Here is a 15,170-nt window from a genome sequence, read left to right as displayed (position 1 = left end):
TCATGCAGCCTGCAAATGTATAGGTGAAAATGGCTGAGTTTGTGTAATGATTAATAAAGACTGCTTGGCCAATTCAAGAATGGCTAAAAAATTCACAACCAAACCCATCCTGCCCTCTTCCAGTGTATATAATTGACTAAATTCCAAAATTTTTTGATGTTGTAATTGAAACAAAATATGACTCATTCGCTCACGAACGGACATCAACTCTCGGGAAACTTGATGTTTAGAATAATGCTCTTCACGTTTCAGCAAAACTTTCATAGCCTCAACTAAATCAGACAACTCAACTTCAGGATAAACTTTAATTGTTTCAACCTCATTGGGATTAACCTGAATTGTGAAATTATCTCTGTCTTGTCTTGGCAATCCATCCAATAATTCAGCCGCTTGTTTTATTTGCTCATAAGCCTGCAATTGTCTAACCAGAGTCATACGAGGATCTTCTTCTTCCTCCTCTGCATCTGGGATAACCGGCAATAATAAACGAGACTTAATTTCAGCTAACATGGCTGCCATTAATAAATATTCAGCAGCCAATTCCATTCTTCGATTTTCCATAAGTTGGATATACTGTAAATACTGGTTGGTTATGCTCGTCATGGGAATATCAAGAATATCAATATTTTGCTTGCGGATTAAATACAGCAATAAATCTAATGGCCCAGTAAAAGAATCCAGTAATACCTCTAATGCATCAGGAGGAATATACAAATCATCTGGAAACTGAGTAATTTCTTTACCATCTATCACCGCTTTCACTATAGGCGCAGGCTGCAACTCCACATTCATTAGTAATCAAGCCCCATCACTTCTCTGACTGTATTTAAAGTCTTGTTTCCTTCTTCTCTGGCTGCCTCACTTCCTTCTGCTACGATACGCTTTACTGATCCTAAATCAGCCTCATAATCTGTAATTGCTTCCTGTATTGGTTTAATTTCTTGTTGGATAGCATCGATCACTGGTCTTTTACAGTCGATACAGCCTATCCCAGCAGTTCGACAGCCTTTTTGCACCCAATCTTTTACTTCCTCATTAGAATATATTTTATGGAATTGCCAAACAGGGCATTTTTCCGGCTCTCCTGGATCTGTACGTTTAACGCGTGCCGGATCCGTGGGCATAGTCAAAATTTTCTTTTCAACTAGAGCCGGTTCATCTCTTAACATGATCGTATTATGGTAGGATTTGGACATTTTTTGTCCATCAAGGCCAGGCATTTTTGCGGTCTCTGTCAACAAAGGTTGTGGTTCGCTTAATATAATTTTCCCACTTCCTTCCAAATATCCCAATAATCGCTCTTTGTCTCCAATCGATAAATTAGGTTGATCCTCTAAAAGTGCCTGCGCTGTTTGTATGGATTCGTGGATGCCATGCTCCTGAAATTGCCTGCGTAATTCGGTATAAATTTTCCCATTCTTTTTACCCATTTTTTTGATGGCTGCAGCAGCTAACTCCTCAAAATTGGGTTCTCTACCATAAAGATAATTAAATCGACGAGCTATTTCTCGAGTTAACTCAATATGAGCTACCTGGTCTTCACCTACTGGAACATAATCAGCATGGTATAAAAGTACATCGGCACTTTGGAGTAAAGGATATCCCAAAAAACCATAGGTCGATAAATCTTTTTCTTTTAATTTCTCCTGTTGATCTTTGTAACTGGGAACTCGCTCCAGCCATCCTAAAGGAGTGATCATGGATAAAAGCAAATGTAATTCAGCATGCTCTGGAACCCAGGATTGAATAAATATCTTGCATAAGCCAGGATTAACCCCACAAGCTAACCAATCAATGATCATATCCCATAGGTGTTTTTCAATAAAATTAGGCTCTTCATATTGTGTTGTCAGGCCATGCCAATCCGCTGCAAAAAAGAAGCAATCGTATTGATGTTGTAATTTTATCCAATTTTTTAAAACACCATGATAATGACCTAAATGCAATCTTCCACTGACCCTCATTCCAGAAACGACTCGCTTATTGGAAGTAAACAATGCTGACATCAATTTCCTCTTCTTGTTATAAATTAATCAACTATTTTAAATACAAAAATCTCTTTGTCTCGTGACTTTCTAACCGCATGCTTGCGTGAAACACATTTTATCTAAATTTTATCAAGATTAGAGACATGAGATTCATATCAAGAGCTAACCGGACAAAATGACATTCAATTATGTCAACTCAAGCCTGGTAGGGGTAACACAAAATTCTCTTTCACTAAATACTAACAAACCCTTGGTTATATTCCATTACCTGAAGGGTTCAGGGTCTCCTTTTCCTTCCCTTATAATTACTGGATAATCTCCAGTTAAATCAACAACTGTAGTAGGTTCATGACCACAATTTCCACCATCAATAATTAAATCAATTTGGTTACCTAATAAATCCTTAATTGCTTCAGGTTCACTTAATGGAGCTTCAGCTCCTGGTAAAATTAAGGTAGTACTCATTAAAGGAGCTTCCAGACACTCCAATAAAGACAAAGTAATCGTGTTATCGGGTACTCTTAACCCCAACGTTCTTCGTTTTGGATGAAGCATCAAGCGAGGCACTTCATGTGTAGCATTAAGAATAAAGGTGTAGGAGCCTGGAGTGAAAGCCTTCAATAATCTAAAAATAGGATTAGAAACCTTGGCATAAGTACCTAACTGGGATAAGTCACGACAAACCAGAGTCATATTATGATTCTTATCTAATTGACGTAAGCGACGGATCCGCTCCAGCGCCGATTTATTGCCCAAACTACAGCCCAAAGCATAGCCAGAATCCGTCGGGTAAACGATCAATCCCCCTTCCTCAATGATTGAAACTGCTTTTCTCAACAAGCGTGCTTGAGGGTTATCTGGATGTAAAGCAAAAAACTGACTCATAAAGTCCCCTGTTTAATATTCCATTCTTGCCAAATAGGCGTACATGTTATTGGTAATTGTCGCTGACGCCCCAGACTTATACAAGATTGAACGTCACTATGGTAATCTGATCCTGATGAGGCGAGCAAATGAAATCGCTCACATATCCCGGCCATTTCCTGAACTTGGACAGTGGTCATTTCCCCAGAAACCACTTCCATACCAACACCGCCAGCCTCTTTAAACTCCACGATTAACTCACGCAATTTTGAACGCGTCAATCCATATTTAAGTGGATGAGCTATCACAGCCTGACCCCCAGAATACAATATGCCTTTGACCGCATCGTGCATACTAATCCATAAGGTAGGAATATAGGCACATTTGCCTCTCCCGAGATACTTTTTAAAAGCTGACTTCATATCTTTTGCCTTTCCCTCATTAATCAGTACTTGGGCAAAATGAGGTCTACCTACCCGCTCATGGCCTGCCAAATAACAGGCTTTTTCATAAGCATTGTCAATACCAACCAAATGCAAGGATTCTCCAATTTTCTCGGCGCGTTCTATTCGGCTTTTATTTTGATGCGCGATCAGCTCTTGTAATTCTGATGTGTGCTTAATTTGATAACCAAGTATATGAATGTCATATTTCTTCCAACGAGTACTGAGTTCTATCCCTCTGACTATTTCAATGTTTGTATGCATTGCAGCACTATATAAAGAGTCGTATCCGGCAACAGTATCATGATCAGTAAGAGATAAGCATTGCACTTGTAAAGTATTCGCTCTTTTTATTAGTTCTTCTGGAGTTAGTGCGCCATCAGAAAAAGAACTATGACAATGAAGATCGATCATAAATTGCAGCTAATTTAAAAAAATCGAAGTATAGCATAATTAACGTGAGTTCGACATAAAAGGCTTTTATGACTTTTATGTCGCTAAACGCACGATAATTATTATCAAAAACAGATAAAAATAAGATGTTGTAAAGACTAAACTATCCTTTTCTTTGAACAACTTGCACAACATAGTACTTTTGCACTATTCTTTAAGTATGGTCATTAATCTTTATAAAAACTTTGAGTAGTACATTAAACAGTGAAATAATCAAATTACCACCTCTTAATACCAGGGAACTCGCAAACCTGTGTGGAGTTTTGCATAGTAACTTAAAAATTTTAGAACAGCACTTCAAGGTTTCAATAAAACTCAAAAATCATAATATGCTAATATGTGGCCAATCAGGTGACCATTTTGAAGAGATAAAAAAAGTATTAAAGTTATTGTATCCTTTAACTGCCGAACCTATAGATGCTAAAACACTACGAGTCTTAATCAATGAGGATTATCAAACAGCAATGACTCACCATATCAGATTATCCCGAAAATCAATTTCTGCACGTAATAGCAAGCAAGCCGCATATCTGGACTCTATTAATAAACATGATATTACTTTTGCAGTAGGGCCAGCTGGGACTGGTAAAACTTACCTGGCTGTTTCCAAAGCAATAGAATATTTTGAAAAAGGCGAGGTGCAAAGACTTATTTTTGTAAGGCCTGCTGTAGAGGCGGGTGAAAAACTCGGTTTTCTTCCAGGTGATCTGGTAGAAAAAGTCTTGCCTTACTTAAGGCCTATTTATGATGCATTGTATGAAATGATAGGCTTTAAAGAAACTCAAAAGCTAATTCAAACTGACATCATTGAAATTCTTCCATTAGCTTTCATGAGAGGCAGGACTTTAAATGAATCTTTTATTATCCTGGATGAGGCTCAAAATACCACCATTATGCAAATGAAAATGTTTCTGACACGCATGGGTTTTGGCTCTAAAACAGTCATTACAGGTGACATTACTCAAGTGGACTTACCTAAAGGCATTGACTCTGGCCTTGCGCATGCCATTCAATTATTTAGGCACTTTCCCGATATTAGCATTCATACGTTTACCAGTCGTGAAGTCGTCAGACATCCTTTGGTTTCAAAAATCGTAGATTGCTATGATAATGAGATAGAAAGGAATAAAAAATGACCTATCACATTGACATACAAAATGCTACAGGGAAATTATTGCCCTTGAGTGAAGATGAAATCACCAAACTAGCATCACTGGCTATAAGAGATCATAAACAGGATGCTGAGCTAACAATCCGTCTGGTTGATATTGAAGAAATGACTTATCTTAACCATACTTATAGAAAGAAGAACAAACCAACCAATGTTCTTGCATTTCCATCCTCCCTACCTGCGAACATTGAATTGGAATGTCCTCTTTTAGGTGATGTCGTTATTTGCCCTCAAGTGTTACTTGCAGAAAGCGCTCAATTCAATAAATCACTACATGAACATTGGTCTTTAATCCTGATTCATGGGGTGTTGCATTTATTAGGGTATGATCATATAAAAGATGAAGAAGCCTCTATTATGCAAATGCTCGAAGCCAAGTTACTGGCTGAATTAGGTTATGCTAATCCATATGAAGTCGAGGAAAATGAACTTGAATAAATTGGAAGATGGTGGGTCGTGGTTTTCTCGTTTAAAACAGTTCTTACAAGGAGAGCCACAAAATCAGGAAGAACTGGTCAGTTTATTAAGAGATGCGCAAATACGCTCCTTGATTAGTTCAGAGACCCTCGCAATGGTTGAAGGAGCTATGCTTTTCTCAAAAATGCGTGTTCGAGATATCATGCTGCCTAAAAATCAAATGGTCTGTATTAATAAAGACGATGATTTTAAACATATTATATCCATTGTAACTCAAACCGGACATTCACGCTTTCCCGTAACTGGTGAAAATCCTGATGAAATTGTTGGTATTTTGCACGCGAAAGATTTGTTAAGATATCAGCCAGAAAACATGGGATCGTTTGATTTATTGGATATCTGCCGCCAGGTAACGTTTGTACCTGAAAGCAGGCGCCTTGATAGTCTGCTTAGCGAGTTTCGAAGTAATAGAAACCATATGGCTATTGTTGTCGATGAATATGGAGAGGTATCAGGCTTCGTTACCATTGAAGATATCATTGAACAAATAATCGGCGACATAGAAGATGAGTTTGATATTGATGAAGACGCCTATATCAAAGCCCATGAAGGCCACTGCTATATAATCAAAGCTCATACTCCAATAGAAGAATTCAACGAACAGCTCCAAGCTGATTTTAGTGATGAAACCTATGATACAATTGGGGGCATAGTATTAAACAAATTCGGTTATTTACCTCAACGAGGTGAAGTAATAACCATAGATGATTTTGAATTCAAAGTTCTTAATGCCGATTCGAGAAGAATAAAGTTATTAGAATGTCTCGATAAAAGAATTTCCGAGAAACCAAATTCTACTGTTGAAGGATAAATAATTCATGAGCAGCTCTATTCTCATTATTGATGATGACACAGAACTAACAGACTTATTAACCCAATATTTGGAGCCCGAAGGCTTCAATGTAGTATGCGTACATGATGGAGAAAATGGTGTTAAAAAAGCTTTAAATCAAGTATTTGATGCCATCATACTGGATGTCATGCTGCCTAAACTGAATGGTTTTGAAGTATTAAAAGCAATAAGAGAGCATTTGGAAACACCTGTATTGATGTTAACTGCTCGTGGCGATGATATCGATCGCATCGTTGGATTAGAAATTGGCGCAGATGATTATTTGCCCAAACCCTGCAATCCACGAGAGTTAGTCGCACGTCTGCGAGCTATTTTAAGACGCACTCAAAAAATCCCAACTCCCAAACCAATTATTGAACAGCACAATATCATCGTTGATTGCTCCAAACGTCACGTGACTATGGGAGGAAAATTTCTTGAATTAACCAATGCAGAGTTTAATATTTTGGAAATGTTAATCAAATCACCAGGACAAGCATTTTCTAAAGAGGAACTCACCGAATATGCTTTGGGAAGGAAATACACCGCATATGACCGCAGCATTGATGTTCACATCAGTAACTTGCGAAATAAATTGGGTGATAATCCTCAAGGTGAACCTTTAGTCAAAACTGTCCGAGGATTTGGATACATGTTTAATGCGTAGCTTGTACTGGAAAATATTTGTTTCTTTCTGGCTTGCCACCATTTTAATTATTTTTACTACAGCATGGGTTACCAGCCAAATCGCACAAAAATCATCACAACCAGCTCGAGAAGAAATGTTCATGGACAGTTACGCCAACGCAGCTGTTGCTACCTATGAGTCAGGCCAACAATCAGCACTTTTGAAATGGCTTGATAAAATAGGCCTTTCTCGTCATATGACACTTTATTTACTAACCAGCACAGGCGAAATCATTGGTGCACAGAAACCACCTGAAAACGTAAAAAAAATTTCAGAAAATTTAATAAATGATGAACTCCCCAGCGATGGCATATTTAAGACAGGAAAATTGGTTGTTAGTCATGAGATCATATCAACTTCTGGAAAATATTACCGGCTTGCAGCTGTCAGTGAAAAACCAATCTCTTATTTTGTGCAAATCCCTTGGGCTGGCCTGACTATACGTTTAACTCTGGCCATATTCATTAGTGGACTTATCTGCTATTTACTCTCACGATATTTAACTCAGCCTTTACGCTCATTAGGCATGGCAGCAAAATCCATTGCTAAAGGCAATTTAAATACTCGTGTTGGCCGCTTCAGAGGTCATAGTAAAGATGAGATTGCCGAGTTAAGCAATGAATTCGATCGAATGGCTGAGCAATTAGAAGCACTTGTTCATTCCAAGGAGCGATTAATACAGGATATTTCCCATGAATTACGTTCTCCATTAGCCCGACTTAAAATTGCCATAGAATTAGGGAAAAAGAAAACCAAGCATTTGGCTGATAATGAATTTGCCCGCATGGAAATCGAAACATCCAGACTTAATGATTTAATAGGTGAAATTCTCGACTTTGCTCGTTTAGAGAAATCGACAACTGAGCTTCATTTATCTCAAACAAATATTGCTGATTTGCTTGCGCAAGTTATAAGTGATGCAAATTATGAATTCAGTCATCATTCTATAAGAATACAAGCTGGAATAATTACACCTTGTGAATTAAACATTGATCAACGCTTAATACACAGAGCCATTGAAAATATTGTCCGTAATGCATCACACTATTCCCCTCCAGATGAAAAAGTCATTATTTCATCAAGCTATAATGAAAACAAAGATCAATTTTATATTGATATTAGTGATAAAGGACCCGGAGTTCCTGAAGATCAACTGGAAAAAATATTTAATCCTTTCTACCGAGTGGATACCTCCAGAACCAAAAAAACAGGTGGTTATGGGTTGGGATTGGCAATTGCATCCAGAGCTGTAGCTTTACACCAAGGAGAAATTATTGCTAAAAATAGAGAGCAAGGCGGTTTGCTCGTTCGTATCATTTTACCTGCTGATGGTATATAAAATCTCTATATCCAGTTTCCTCCTTTTTAACTATCAATAGAATTTTGACTTGTATTTTAAATTATGTAATCCCTTTTACACTCATATAACTACACATTTTGTTCATAATCCCAGTTTACTAGATAAAACCTATATTTTTAAGTAGAATGAACCTAAAAAATAATTGGAATACCATTTTGTGAGCAATGTTACAAAATTAAGTAACGCAAGTAGTTATTTCTTTATATCTGGATTTATAATCTCAAAAATCAAATACCTACCCATTGCCTTGGTTTCTTCCGCTTTGAATCTGATTTCACTTTTATTTTATCTGATTGGCTATGGTCTATGGTTTATTGCAAGTCACTTTTATCCCGGTCAAGCTAAAAAGAACCAAGAATGGTATGAGTTTGCTCAATTTAAAGAACAGTATCTTTACGCTGCCGCTCTAGGACTCATAGCCACAACTATCAGTATGATGGCAATCTTTTCTCCAATAATGCTTCTTCTTTCAGTATGGCTGTTCTTTGGCAGCAATATTATTTGGACTATTGGTGAATACAACAAATTAAATAATCCGCCCAGCTCTGAAGAAAATTTTTCCAAAGACCGTCAAAATGCCTACGTGTCTTATGCTTTATCCATGAGTGTAATAGGATTCATTACAGCTGTCTCAACTACTGCAGCTTTTTTTATTCCAGTAATGACTATACCCTTACTTATAATTACAACTATTGTATGTATTGGGGTAGGAGCATTAGCACTGGAATATTGGCTCGAATCGAAATTTGGGGACTATCAACCTGATATCTCTACGGATGAAAGCTATAAACAAATGACCAATAATTTTGGGAAAAAAATTAATTTGAAGCCCAATCCTACCCCAGAACCTTATCATGGAACCAAGCCGCTATACTCAGCGCAGCATGATGTAAAAATGAGAGAACCGCCGTCTCCAGACCTTGAAATGGATTTATCCTCTCATACTTGTAAATCACAGCATTAATTTAGTATATTCTGCACGCCAATGATGAGGGTGATAATGGATAAATTAACTTCGAAAATGATTAGCGAAGCACATAGGGCACTAGTCAATGCTTATGCTCCCTATTCCAAATTTTCAGTAGCAGCCTGTATATGCACTGATAAAAATAACTTTTATACAGGAGTGAATGTAGAAAATATTTCTTATGGGTTAACAACTTGCGCTGAAGTTTCAGCGATTTGTAATATGGTTACTGCAGGTGAGCGAAAAATTAAAAGCGTTGTGGTATTAGCTGCAAATAATTTGCTGTGCTCTCCCTGTGGTGCATGCCGACAAAGGATTCATGAATTTTCTTCCTCTGATACCATGGTACATCTCTGTAATAAAGACACAATATTTCATAGTATTACCATTTATGAATTACTACCCTTAGCTTTTGATTTTAACCCTTAATCGGATGATTTTATGACGACTTCAACTTCTACTATCAGTTACCCACATTTAGCAGCAGAATATATTCAAAAATTATATCCATCATTTAAACCAAAAGTGGGTGTAGTATTAGGTTCAGGTCTAGGTCAATTTGCCGAAGAGTTAGAGGATGCTGTATCTATTGAATACGAAAAACTTCCTGGCTTCCCCAAAATTACAGTACAGGGACATGGAGGGAAATTAATTTTAGGATATCATGGATCTACTGCTGTTATTTGCTTGCAAGGCAGAGCTCATACTTACGAAAGCATGGAAAATCATGACGCTGTAAAAACCTATGTAAGAACTTTAAAACTATTAGGTTGCCAGTATTTTATTGCAACAAATGCTTCTGGCTCACTTAGAGAAGAAGTTGGGCCAGGTGAATTAATGCTAATTACCGACCACATCAATTTTCAACCCGGAAATCCCCTGGTTGGTCCAAATGATGATGAGTTTGGACCCAGGTTTTATCCTTTAGATAATGCTTACGACATTACCATGCGTAATGCATTACTGGATATTGCCAAAAGAAACTCGATTAATCTACACCAAGGGGTTTATATCTCTGTCTTGGGGCCAAACTATGAAACAGCTGCTGAAATTCGAGCCTTTAAATTGCTGGGAGCCGATGCGGTAGGGATGTCTACAGTTCCTGAAGTTCTAGTCGCTAATCATTGTGGTTTACATGTAGCCGTCATTGCTACTATAACAAATTATGCAACCGGTCTCGCAAAAACCAGCCATAGCCATGAATCTGTTGTCAAAATGGCATCTATTGCCGCTGAAAAACTTAATACTTTGATTAAACAGTATATTCTGGAATTATCGTGAGTTTGGATAAGCATTTTAATGATGTCCTGGGCAAGCTCCTGTCAAACCAGGATATCATACCTATTTCGAATACTCAGTTGATACATTGTATTGATTTGACTTTTTTGGAGACAGACGCTTCCTCTGAAGCATTGTATCAATTACAAAACCAAGCCTGTCAAAATGATGTTGCAGCTATTTGTGTCCTGCCCAAACATCTACATGCCTTTAAGCCTGATGCTAAAATTAAATTAGCAACTGTAATCAATTTTCCTCAAGGAAATGATGATTTACTGGCTTCCCTGGCCGATATAGATAATGCCATTCAGCTAGGTGCTAATGAGATAGATTATGTAATACCTTATCAGCATTATTTAAGAGGAAACAAACAAAAAGCGTTAAATCACTGTGATGTTATTATTCAAACCTGCAAAAAACATCAACTCACCTTAAAAATAATTTTAGAAACTGGCGCTTTTCCAGATATGGAGAGCATTTATCAGCTTAGTTCAGAAATCATTGCTCTTGGTGGGTATTTTCTCAAAACCTCAACTGGAAAAATCCCCCAGGGTGCCACTCTGGCAGCAGTATTTGCAATGGCATGCGCTATTAAGGATTCATCTTATGCTTCTTCATGTGGCATCAAGGTTTCTGGAGGGATTAAAACCCCTCTTCAGGCTCAACAATATGCTCAATTGGTTCAACTACTCATGGGCAAACCAATTTATAAAGATTGGTTTCGTATTGGAGCCAGTACTCTACTAGAGAAGTTATTGTGATAAACAAAATATTCTTATGCTAATATGTCACAATGCAAACAGGGGGTGTTCTTGCAATGAAATTATGGATAATGCTATTTAACTGCTTTATTGTTATTTTTTTAGCAACATTCTCGCATGCAAAAGGGATTATAAATAAGAATAAATCATCATATTGCCTTCTTAATCAACCATGCTGGCCAGCCCCATCCGAATGGGAATTGCTAAACAAGCAAGTTAATGGCCATTTAATAAAAGCCAGAAATTATCTATCATCTTGCATTAAAGAGCCCAAAAGCAATACTTGTAAAAATATCTTGGAAGAAATAAAAAATCCCTTTTATTTGGAAACACAACCTACCGCAACTCAATCCACTGGCTGGTTTAATGCATGGAGCTCTGAAGTAAGCCCATACATAGTTGCAGCAAAAACAGCCCGGGAAATAGCTCATGCAGTAAACTTTGCTCGAAAACATCATATCAAAATAGTGGTTAAAGGCACTGGTCATGACTATCTTGGAAGATCCAATGCCCCTGATTCTTTATTGATTTGGACGCATCATATGAGAGGAATACAGTTCCAAAATCATTTCGTCCCACAGGGTTGTCCTGCAAACTACAAAAGCGTTCCCGCAGTAACTGCTGAAGCAGGTACAAGGTGGATAGAGGCCTATAAAGAGGTTACTGTAAATCAGGGACGCTATGTCCAGGGTGGGGGTTGTACTTCTGTCGGAGTTGCCGGTGGGTTTATTCAAGGTGGCGGGTTTGGGAGTTTTTCTAAAAAATATGGAACTGGTGCAGGAGGAATTTTAGAAGCAGAAGTTATTACCGCTAATGGTTCGATTTTGATCGCCAATGAATGCCAAAACCAGGACTTGTACTGGGCATTAAAAGGAGGTGGCGGTGGAACCTATGGTATTGTGAGTAAAATTACTTTGGAAACGCATGAATTGCCCGCAACATTTGGAGCATTAACAGGAACCATTACAGCAAAAACAGATCAGGATTTTAAAAACCTCATAGATTATTTTATTACTTTTTACAGGGAAAAACTTCATAATGAGCATTGGGGAGAACAAGTCATATTAGGCCCTGATAACAAAATGGAGCTGGCATTGGTTTTTCAAGGGATGAGCAAAACTCAGGTTGATAGATTATGGCAACCATTTAAAACTTGGCTATCCCAAAAACCTGAACATTATCAATTTACAATAAACAGTCTGGTACTACCTGCAAGAAAATTCTGGGATTACGATTATCTACGCAAAAATCTACCTGATCATATTGTAATTGATAAGCGAAAAAATATCCCTTATCCAGAGTTTTGGTGGGCTGGTAATCAGTCAGAAGTTTCTATCTATTTAACTCACTACCAATCGGGTTATTTGCCCTATACCCTCTTTCAAGAAAAATTTTCGAATACACTATCTAACGCTTTGTTTGAAGCATCACGTCTGACCAAACTATCTTTACATTTCAACAAAGGCTTGTCCGGAGCTTCTCAGCAAGCCATCGAAAGACAAAGAAAAACATCAATGAACCCTTCCGTATTGGATGCAGCAGCCTTGGTAACGATAAGTGGGGGGCAACAATATGTCTTTCCCAAGTTGCGTGGGTACAAACCTGATTTAGATAAAGCAATATTTTCAGCTAAACAGGCAAAAAAAGCGATGAAGCTAATATCTGATCTGAATCCTGATGCGGGTACTTATGGGAATGAGGCCGATTACCATTTAAAAAATTGGCAAAGGGCTTTATGGGGATCCAATTATAAGAAATTATTACAAATTAAACACCATTATGATCCTGAAAATCTGTTTAATTGCCACCATTGTGTTGGAAGTGAATAAAAATTAATTAATAATTTTGAGAATCTCAGTTAGAATAACGAGTCATAGTGAATTAATTAGCATTGGAGTTTAAATTATCATGAAGACTAAAATCATATTTAAATCCATTTCATCATTACTATTGGGTTTGCTGCTTGTAAGTTGTAGCAATGAGCTTCCTCCCGGCGAATATGATGCGAATGAAATAGGCAAAATAAAAAAGGTTATTCCGGGTGTGATTATTTCCAAACGACCAGTTAATTTACATCGTCAAAACGCTGATGCCAATCTGCATGTAAAAGGTGGTGCTGATTCTAATTTGATAGATGGTGGTTATAATAGAACACATGGTGTCGAATACGTCATTAAGTTAAACTCTGGCACCATTATTTCAGTGGTACAAGCAGAAGACTTGAAATTAAAGAACAAGCAAAAAATTCTGGTAATTTATGGAAGACATACTCGAGTTGTAGCTGATAATGGAAGCGATGTATATTAATTAGCCTTCCTGCTTCAAAATATGGGTTGGTGTTGGATTTTTTCTTCTAAAGCCTGTCTTATGAAGGAATTTCCGACACCCATAATCTCTTGGTACAACAAATTTTCTATTAGGGTTGAGGACATATTATTTAAATCAATGCTAATCCAACGGCAAACCACATTACTAATCCATAATAACCACTCACTAAAAATGCTTTAAAACAATTTTTAGGTAGTCTTGCATAAATTAATTTTTGTTGATAAATCAATATTCCAGCGGCTATACACCATAGGAAATAGAAACACCATTCTACTTTATTATTTATTGCCCAAATCAACCATAAAGAGTGTAGAAAAGCCAGTAACAAGGCAATAATTAATCTATCATAATTTGCAAAATAAATTGCCGTCGACTTGACGCCTATTTTTAAATCATCCGCTTTGTCAGTCATCGCATACATCGTGTCATAAGCGATAATCCATGAGAAATTAATTAAAAACAATAAAATAAAATCGCTATTTAAATTTTCTCCCGAAGCAATAAATGCCATAGGAATACCCATGGAGAAAGCCAAACCTAATATCATTTGTGGAGCATTCAAAAATCGTTTGCAAAATGGGTATAAAAAAGTAATTAGTACGGAAATAACAGCAAAATAAAAACAATTGATTGGAAGTTTTAATAATAAAAGCAATGAGGCACAAAGTAACATAAACAATAAAATAAATGCCTCAGACAAACTGACCTCTCCAGAAGTCAAAGGGCGAAATTGGGTTCGGGCTACGTGCTTATCAATATGTCTGTCAGCAATGTCATTAATAACACAACCAGCGGAACGCATGAATACTGTACCTAATAAAAAAATCATAAATAAATCAATCGAAGGAAAGCCCTGATTTGCTATCCAGAGTGCCCATGCGGTGGGATACCAAAGTAATAAAATTCCTATTGGTTTATTTAAGCGTAATAATCTGACATAGGCATTCCAGGGAATCATAATAAGTTTTCCAACTCCGGTAACAAGATTTCAACCAAATAAAAAGAACTTTTTTCCTGAAATACTAGCTCCGTAAGCCTGACCCACATCTGAGAGTATTCAGAACGAATGTATTTATTTACCCAATGAAACTCAAGATTTAATTGATCTACTGGATAACAAAGTATCGGTAACCGTCTTACACTGCTTTCATCAAAAATTAAATTTCGTATTGATTCATTTTCCAAACGGTTGAAAAATTCTGGTTTAAGAGCATAGCATGATTGTGGAATAACCGACCGTGCATACCAATATACAATCCCTTGATTTTTCATAACAATTTCTCGTTGAAAAATACTATTGTTTTGTATACCTAGAACATACCTATCCCACCAATTTGGAATAGCCCAGTTTTGAGATAAACGTTCCAACTCCGCATTCCCGGTCATTGCTTTTAATTTATCTGTTAAAGAATCTTGGTATTCCAGCCAATCTTTGAGTAACCCTGGGCCCTTGGCATCGGCAATCAGAAGGGATTGATAATTAATAGACATACATAATAATTTGGGAAAAAATTTCATAAGATATTACAAAATTACCTCTTTATGAACAACCATTGCTTA

Annotated in this window: 17 protein-coding genes; 11 read left to right on the top strand and 6 right to left on the bottom strand. The window is 37.1% G+C overall.

The annotated features are described in order from the left end of the window. From EL201_RS07345 to EL201_RS07330, 4 genes are all read right to left on the bottom strand, one after another. A complete protein-coding gene (locus tag EL201_RS07345) occupies positions 1 to 792 on the bottom strand; it encodes a segregation and condensation protein A (RefSeq protein ID WP_027221623.1) in 792 nt (263 codons plus the stop codon). After that, complete coding sequence (locus tag EL201_RS07340) at positions 792 to 2,006, bottom strand: tryptophan--tRNA ligase (RefSeq protein ID WP_027221622.1); 1,215 nt, start codon at positions 2,004 to 2,006, stop codon at positions 792 to 794. Before EL201_RS07340 ends, EL201_RS07345 begins: the two co-directional genes overlap by 1 nt. Before the next feature lie 246 nt (positions 2,007 to 2,252). Further along, positions 2,253 to 2,873 carry an L-threonylcarbamoyladenylate synthase gene (locus EL201_RS07335; protein ID WP_027221621.1) on the bottom strand — a complete coding sequence of 207 codons (621 nt, stop codon included), beginning with the start codon at positions 2,871 to 2,873 and terminating at the stop codon, positions 2,253 to 2,255. Then, a complete protein-coding gene (locus EL201_RS07330) occupies positions 2,870 to 3,709 on the bottom strand; it encodes a PHP domain-containing protein (RefSeq protein WP_027221620.1) in 840 nt (279 codons plus the stop codon). The genes EL201_RS07335 and EL201_RS07330 overlap by 4 nt, the downstream gene beginning before the upstream one ends. Before the next feature lie 368 nt (positions 3,710 to 4,077). Between EL201_RS07330 and EL201_RS07325 the strand changes: the two genes are divergently transcribed. The 11 genes from EL201_RS07325 to EL201_RS07275 all read left to right on the top strand — a co-directional run bounded on the left by EL201_RS07325 (position 4,078) and on the right by EL201_RS07275 (position 13,589). Then, the gene (locus tag EL201_RS07325) at positions 4,078 to 4,884 is read left to right on the top strand and encodes a PhoH family protein (protein ID WP_027221619.1); all 807 of its coding nucleotides are present in this window, start codon (positions 4,078 to 4,080) and stop codon (positions 4,882 to 4,884) included. After that, a complete protein-coding gene (gene ybeY, locus EL201_RS07320) occupies positions 4,881 to 5,357 on the top strand; it encodes an rRNA maturation RNase YbeY (RefSeq protein WP_027221618.1) in 477 nt (158 codons plus the stop codon). The genes EL201_RS07325 and ybeY overlap by 4 nt, the downstream gene beginning before the upstream one ends. Further along, a complete protein-coding gene (locus EL201_RS07315; RefSeq protein WP_032828821.1) occupies positions 5,317 to 6,207 on the top strand; it encodes a CorC family transporter in 891 nt (296 codons plus the stop codon). The genes ybeY and EL201_RS07315 overlap by 41 nt, the downstream gene beginning before the upstream one ends. Positions 6,208 to 6,214: 7 nt before the next feature. After that, positions 6,215 to 6,895 (top strand): two-component system response regulator CpxR, encoded by a 681-nt coding sequence (gene cpxR, locus EL201_RS07310; RefSeq protein ID WP_011213724.1) that lies wholly within the window; start codon positions 6,215 to 6,217, stop codon positions 6,893 to 6,895. Then, positions 6,888 to 8,255 carry a two-component system sensor histidine kinase CpxA gene (cpxA, locus tag EL201_RS07305; protein WP_027221616.1) on the top strand — a complete coding sequence of 456 codons (1,368 nt, stop codon included), beginning with the start codon at positions 6,888 to 6,890 and terminating at the stop codon, positions 8,253 to 8,255. Before cpxR ends, cpxA begins: the two co-directional genes overlap by 8 nt. A gap of 178 nt (positions 8,256 to 8,433) precedes the next feature. Continuing rightward, positions 8,434 to 9,240, top strand: a complete 807-nt coding sequence (locus tag EL201_RS07300; protein ID WP_027221615.1) for a hypothetical protein — start codon at positions 8,434 to 8,436, stop codon at positions 9,238 to 9,240. Between the two features lie 36 nt (positions 9,241 to 9,276). Further along, complete coding sequence (gene cdd, locus EL201_RS07295) at positions 9,277 to 9,672, top strand: cytidine deaminase (protein WP_027221614.1); 396 nt, start codon at positions 9,277 to 9,279, stop codon at positions 9,670 to 9,672. Between the two features lie 12 nt (positions 9,673 to 9,684). After that, complete coding sequence (locus EL201_RS07290) at positions 9,685 to 10,524, top strand: purine-nucleoside phosphorylase (protein WP_027221613.1); 840 nt, start codon at positions 9,685 to 9,687, stop codon at positions 10,522 to 10,524. Continuing rightward, positions 10,521 to 11,282, top strand: coding sequence for a deoxyribose-phosphate aldolase (deoC, locus tag EL201_RS07285; protein WP_027221612.1), 762 nt, complete (start codon positions 10,521 to 10,523; stop codon positions 11,280 to 11,282). Before EL201_RS07290 ends, deoC begins: the two co-directional genes overlap by 4 nt. Before the next feature lie 56 nt (positions 11,283 to 11,338). Next, positions 11,339 to 13,111, top strand: a complete 1,773-nt coding sequence (locus tag EL201_RS07280; RefSeq protein WP_027221611.1) for an FAD-dependent oxidoreductase — start codon at positions 11,339 to 11,341, stop codon at positions 13,109 to 13,111. Positions 13,112 to 13,190: 79 nt separating this feature from the next. Continuing rightward, positions 13,191 to 13,589 carry a hypothetical protein gene (locus EL201_RS07275; protein WP_010947160.1) on the top strand — a complete coding sequence of 133 codons (399 nt, stop codon included), beginning with the start codon at positions 13,191 to 13,193 and terminating at the stop codon, positions 13,587 to 13,589. Between the two features lie 130 nt (positions 13,590 to 13,719). Here the strand turns inward: EL201_RS07275 and ubiA are convergent, their stop codons facing one another. Both ubiA and EL201_RS07265 read right to left on the bottom strand, forming a co-directional pair. Then, positions 13,720 to 14,568, bottom strand: a complete 849-nt coding sequence (gene ubiA, locus EL201_RS07270) for a 4-hydroxybenzoate octaprenyltransferase (RefSeq protein WP_027221610.1) — start codon at positions 14,566 to 14,568, stop codon at positions 13,720 to 13,722. After that, a complete protein-coding gene (locus tag EL201_RS07265) occupies positions 14,565 to 15,101 on the bottom strand; it encodes a chorismate--pyruvate lyase family protein (protein ID WP_027221609.1) in 537 nt (178 codons plus the stop codon). The genes ubiA and EL201_RS07265 overlap by 4 nt, the downstream gene beginning before the upstream one ends. Positions 15,102 to 15,170 lie beyond the last annotated feature (69 nt).

Source organism: Legionella pneumophila subsp. pascullei (assembly GCF_900637585.1).
GTDB classification, from domain to species: Bacteria; Pseudomonadota; Gammaproteobacteria; order Legionellales; family Legionellaceae; genus Legionella; species Legionella pascullei.
Note: the sequence above shows the minus strand (reverse complement) of the source record. Positions and strands in the feature narration are given on the sequence as shown.

Coding starts and splice junctions, on each gene's coding strand:
- ybeY (WP_027221618.1), top strand. CDS start 4,881: ATGACCTATCACATTGACATACAAAATGCTACAGGGAAATTATTGCCC.
- EL201_RS07330 (WP_027221620.1), bottom strand. CDS start 3,709: ATGATCGATCTTCATTGTCATAGTTCTTTTTCTGATGGCGCACTAACT.
- cpxA (WP_027221616.1), top strand. CDS start 6,888: ATGCGTAGCTTGTACTGGAAAATATTTGTTTCTTTCTGGCTTGCCACC.
- EL201_RS07335 (WP_027221621.1), bottom strand. CDS start 2,873: ATGAGTCAGTTTTTTGCTTTACATCCAGATAACCCTCAAGCACGCTTG.
- EL201_RS07280 (WP_027221611.1), top strand. CDS start 11,339: ATGAAATTATGGATAATGCTATTTAACTGCTTTATTGTTATTTTTTTA.
- EL201_RS07275 (WP_010947160.1), top strand. CDS start 13,191: ATGAAGACTAAAATCATATTTAAATCCATTTCATCATTACTATTGGGT.
- EL201_RS07290 (WP_027221613.1), top strand. CDS start 9,685: ATGACGACTTCAACTTCTACTATCAGTTACCCACATTTAGCAGCAGAA.
- EL201_RS07325 (WP_027221619.1), top strand. CDS start 4,078: ATGCTAATATGTGGCCAATCAGGTGACCATTTTGAAGAGATAAAAAAA.
- ubiA (WP_027221610.1), bottom strand. CDS start 14,568: ATGATTCCCTGGAATGCCTATGTCAGATTATTACGCTTAAATAAACCA.
- cpxR (WP_011213724.1), top strand. CDS start 6,215: ATGAGCAGCTCTATTCTCATTATTGATGATGACACAGAACTAACAGAC.
- EL201_RS07340 (WP_027221622.1), bottom strand. CDS start 2,006: ATGTCAGCATTGTTTACTTCCAATAAGCGAGTCGTTTCTGGAATGAGG.
- EL201_RS07265 (WP_027221609.1), bottom strand. CDS start 15,101: ATGTCTATTAATTATCAATCCCTTCTGATTGCCGATGCCAAGGGCCCA.
- EL201_RS07315 (WP_032828821.1), top strand. CDS start 5,317: ATGCTAATCCATATGAAGTCGAGGAAAATGAACTTGAATAAATTGGAA.
- cdd (WP_027221614.1), top strand. CDS start 9,277: ATGGATAAATTAACTTCGAAAATGATTAGCGAAGCACATAGGGCACTA.
- EL201_RS07345 (WP_027221623.1), bottom strand. CDS start 792: ATGAATGTGGAGTTGCAGCCTGCGCCTATAGTGAAAGCGGTGATAGAT.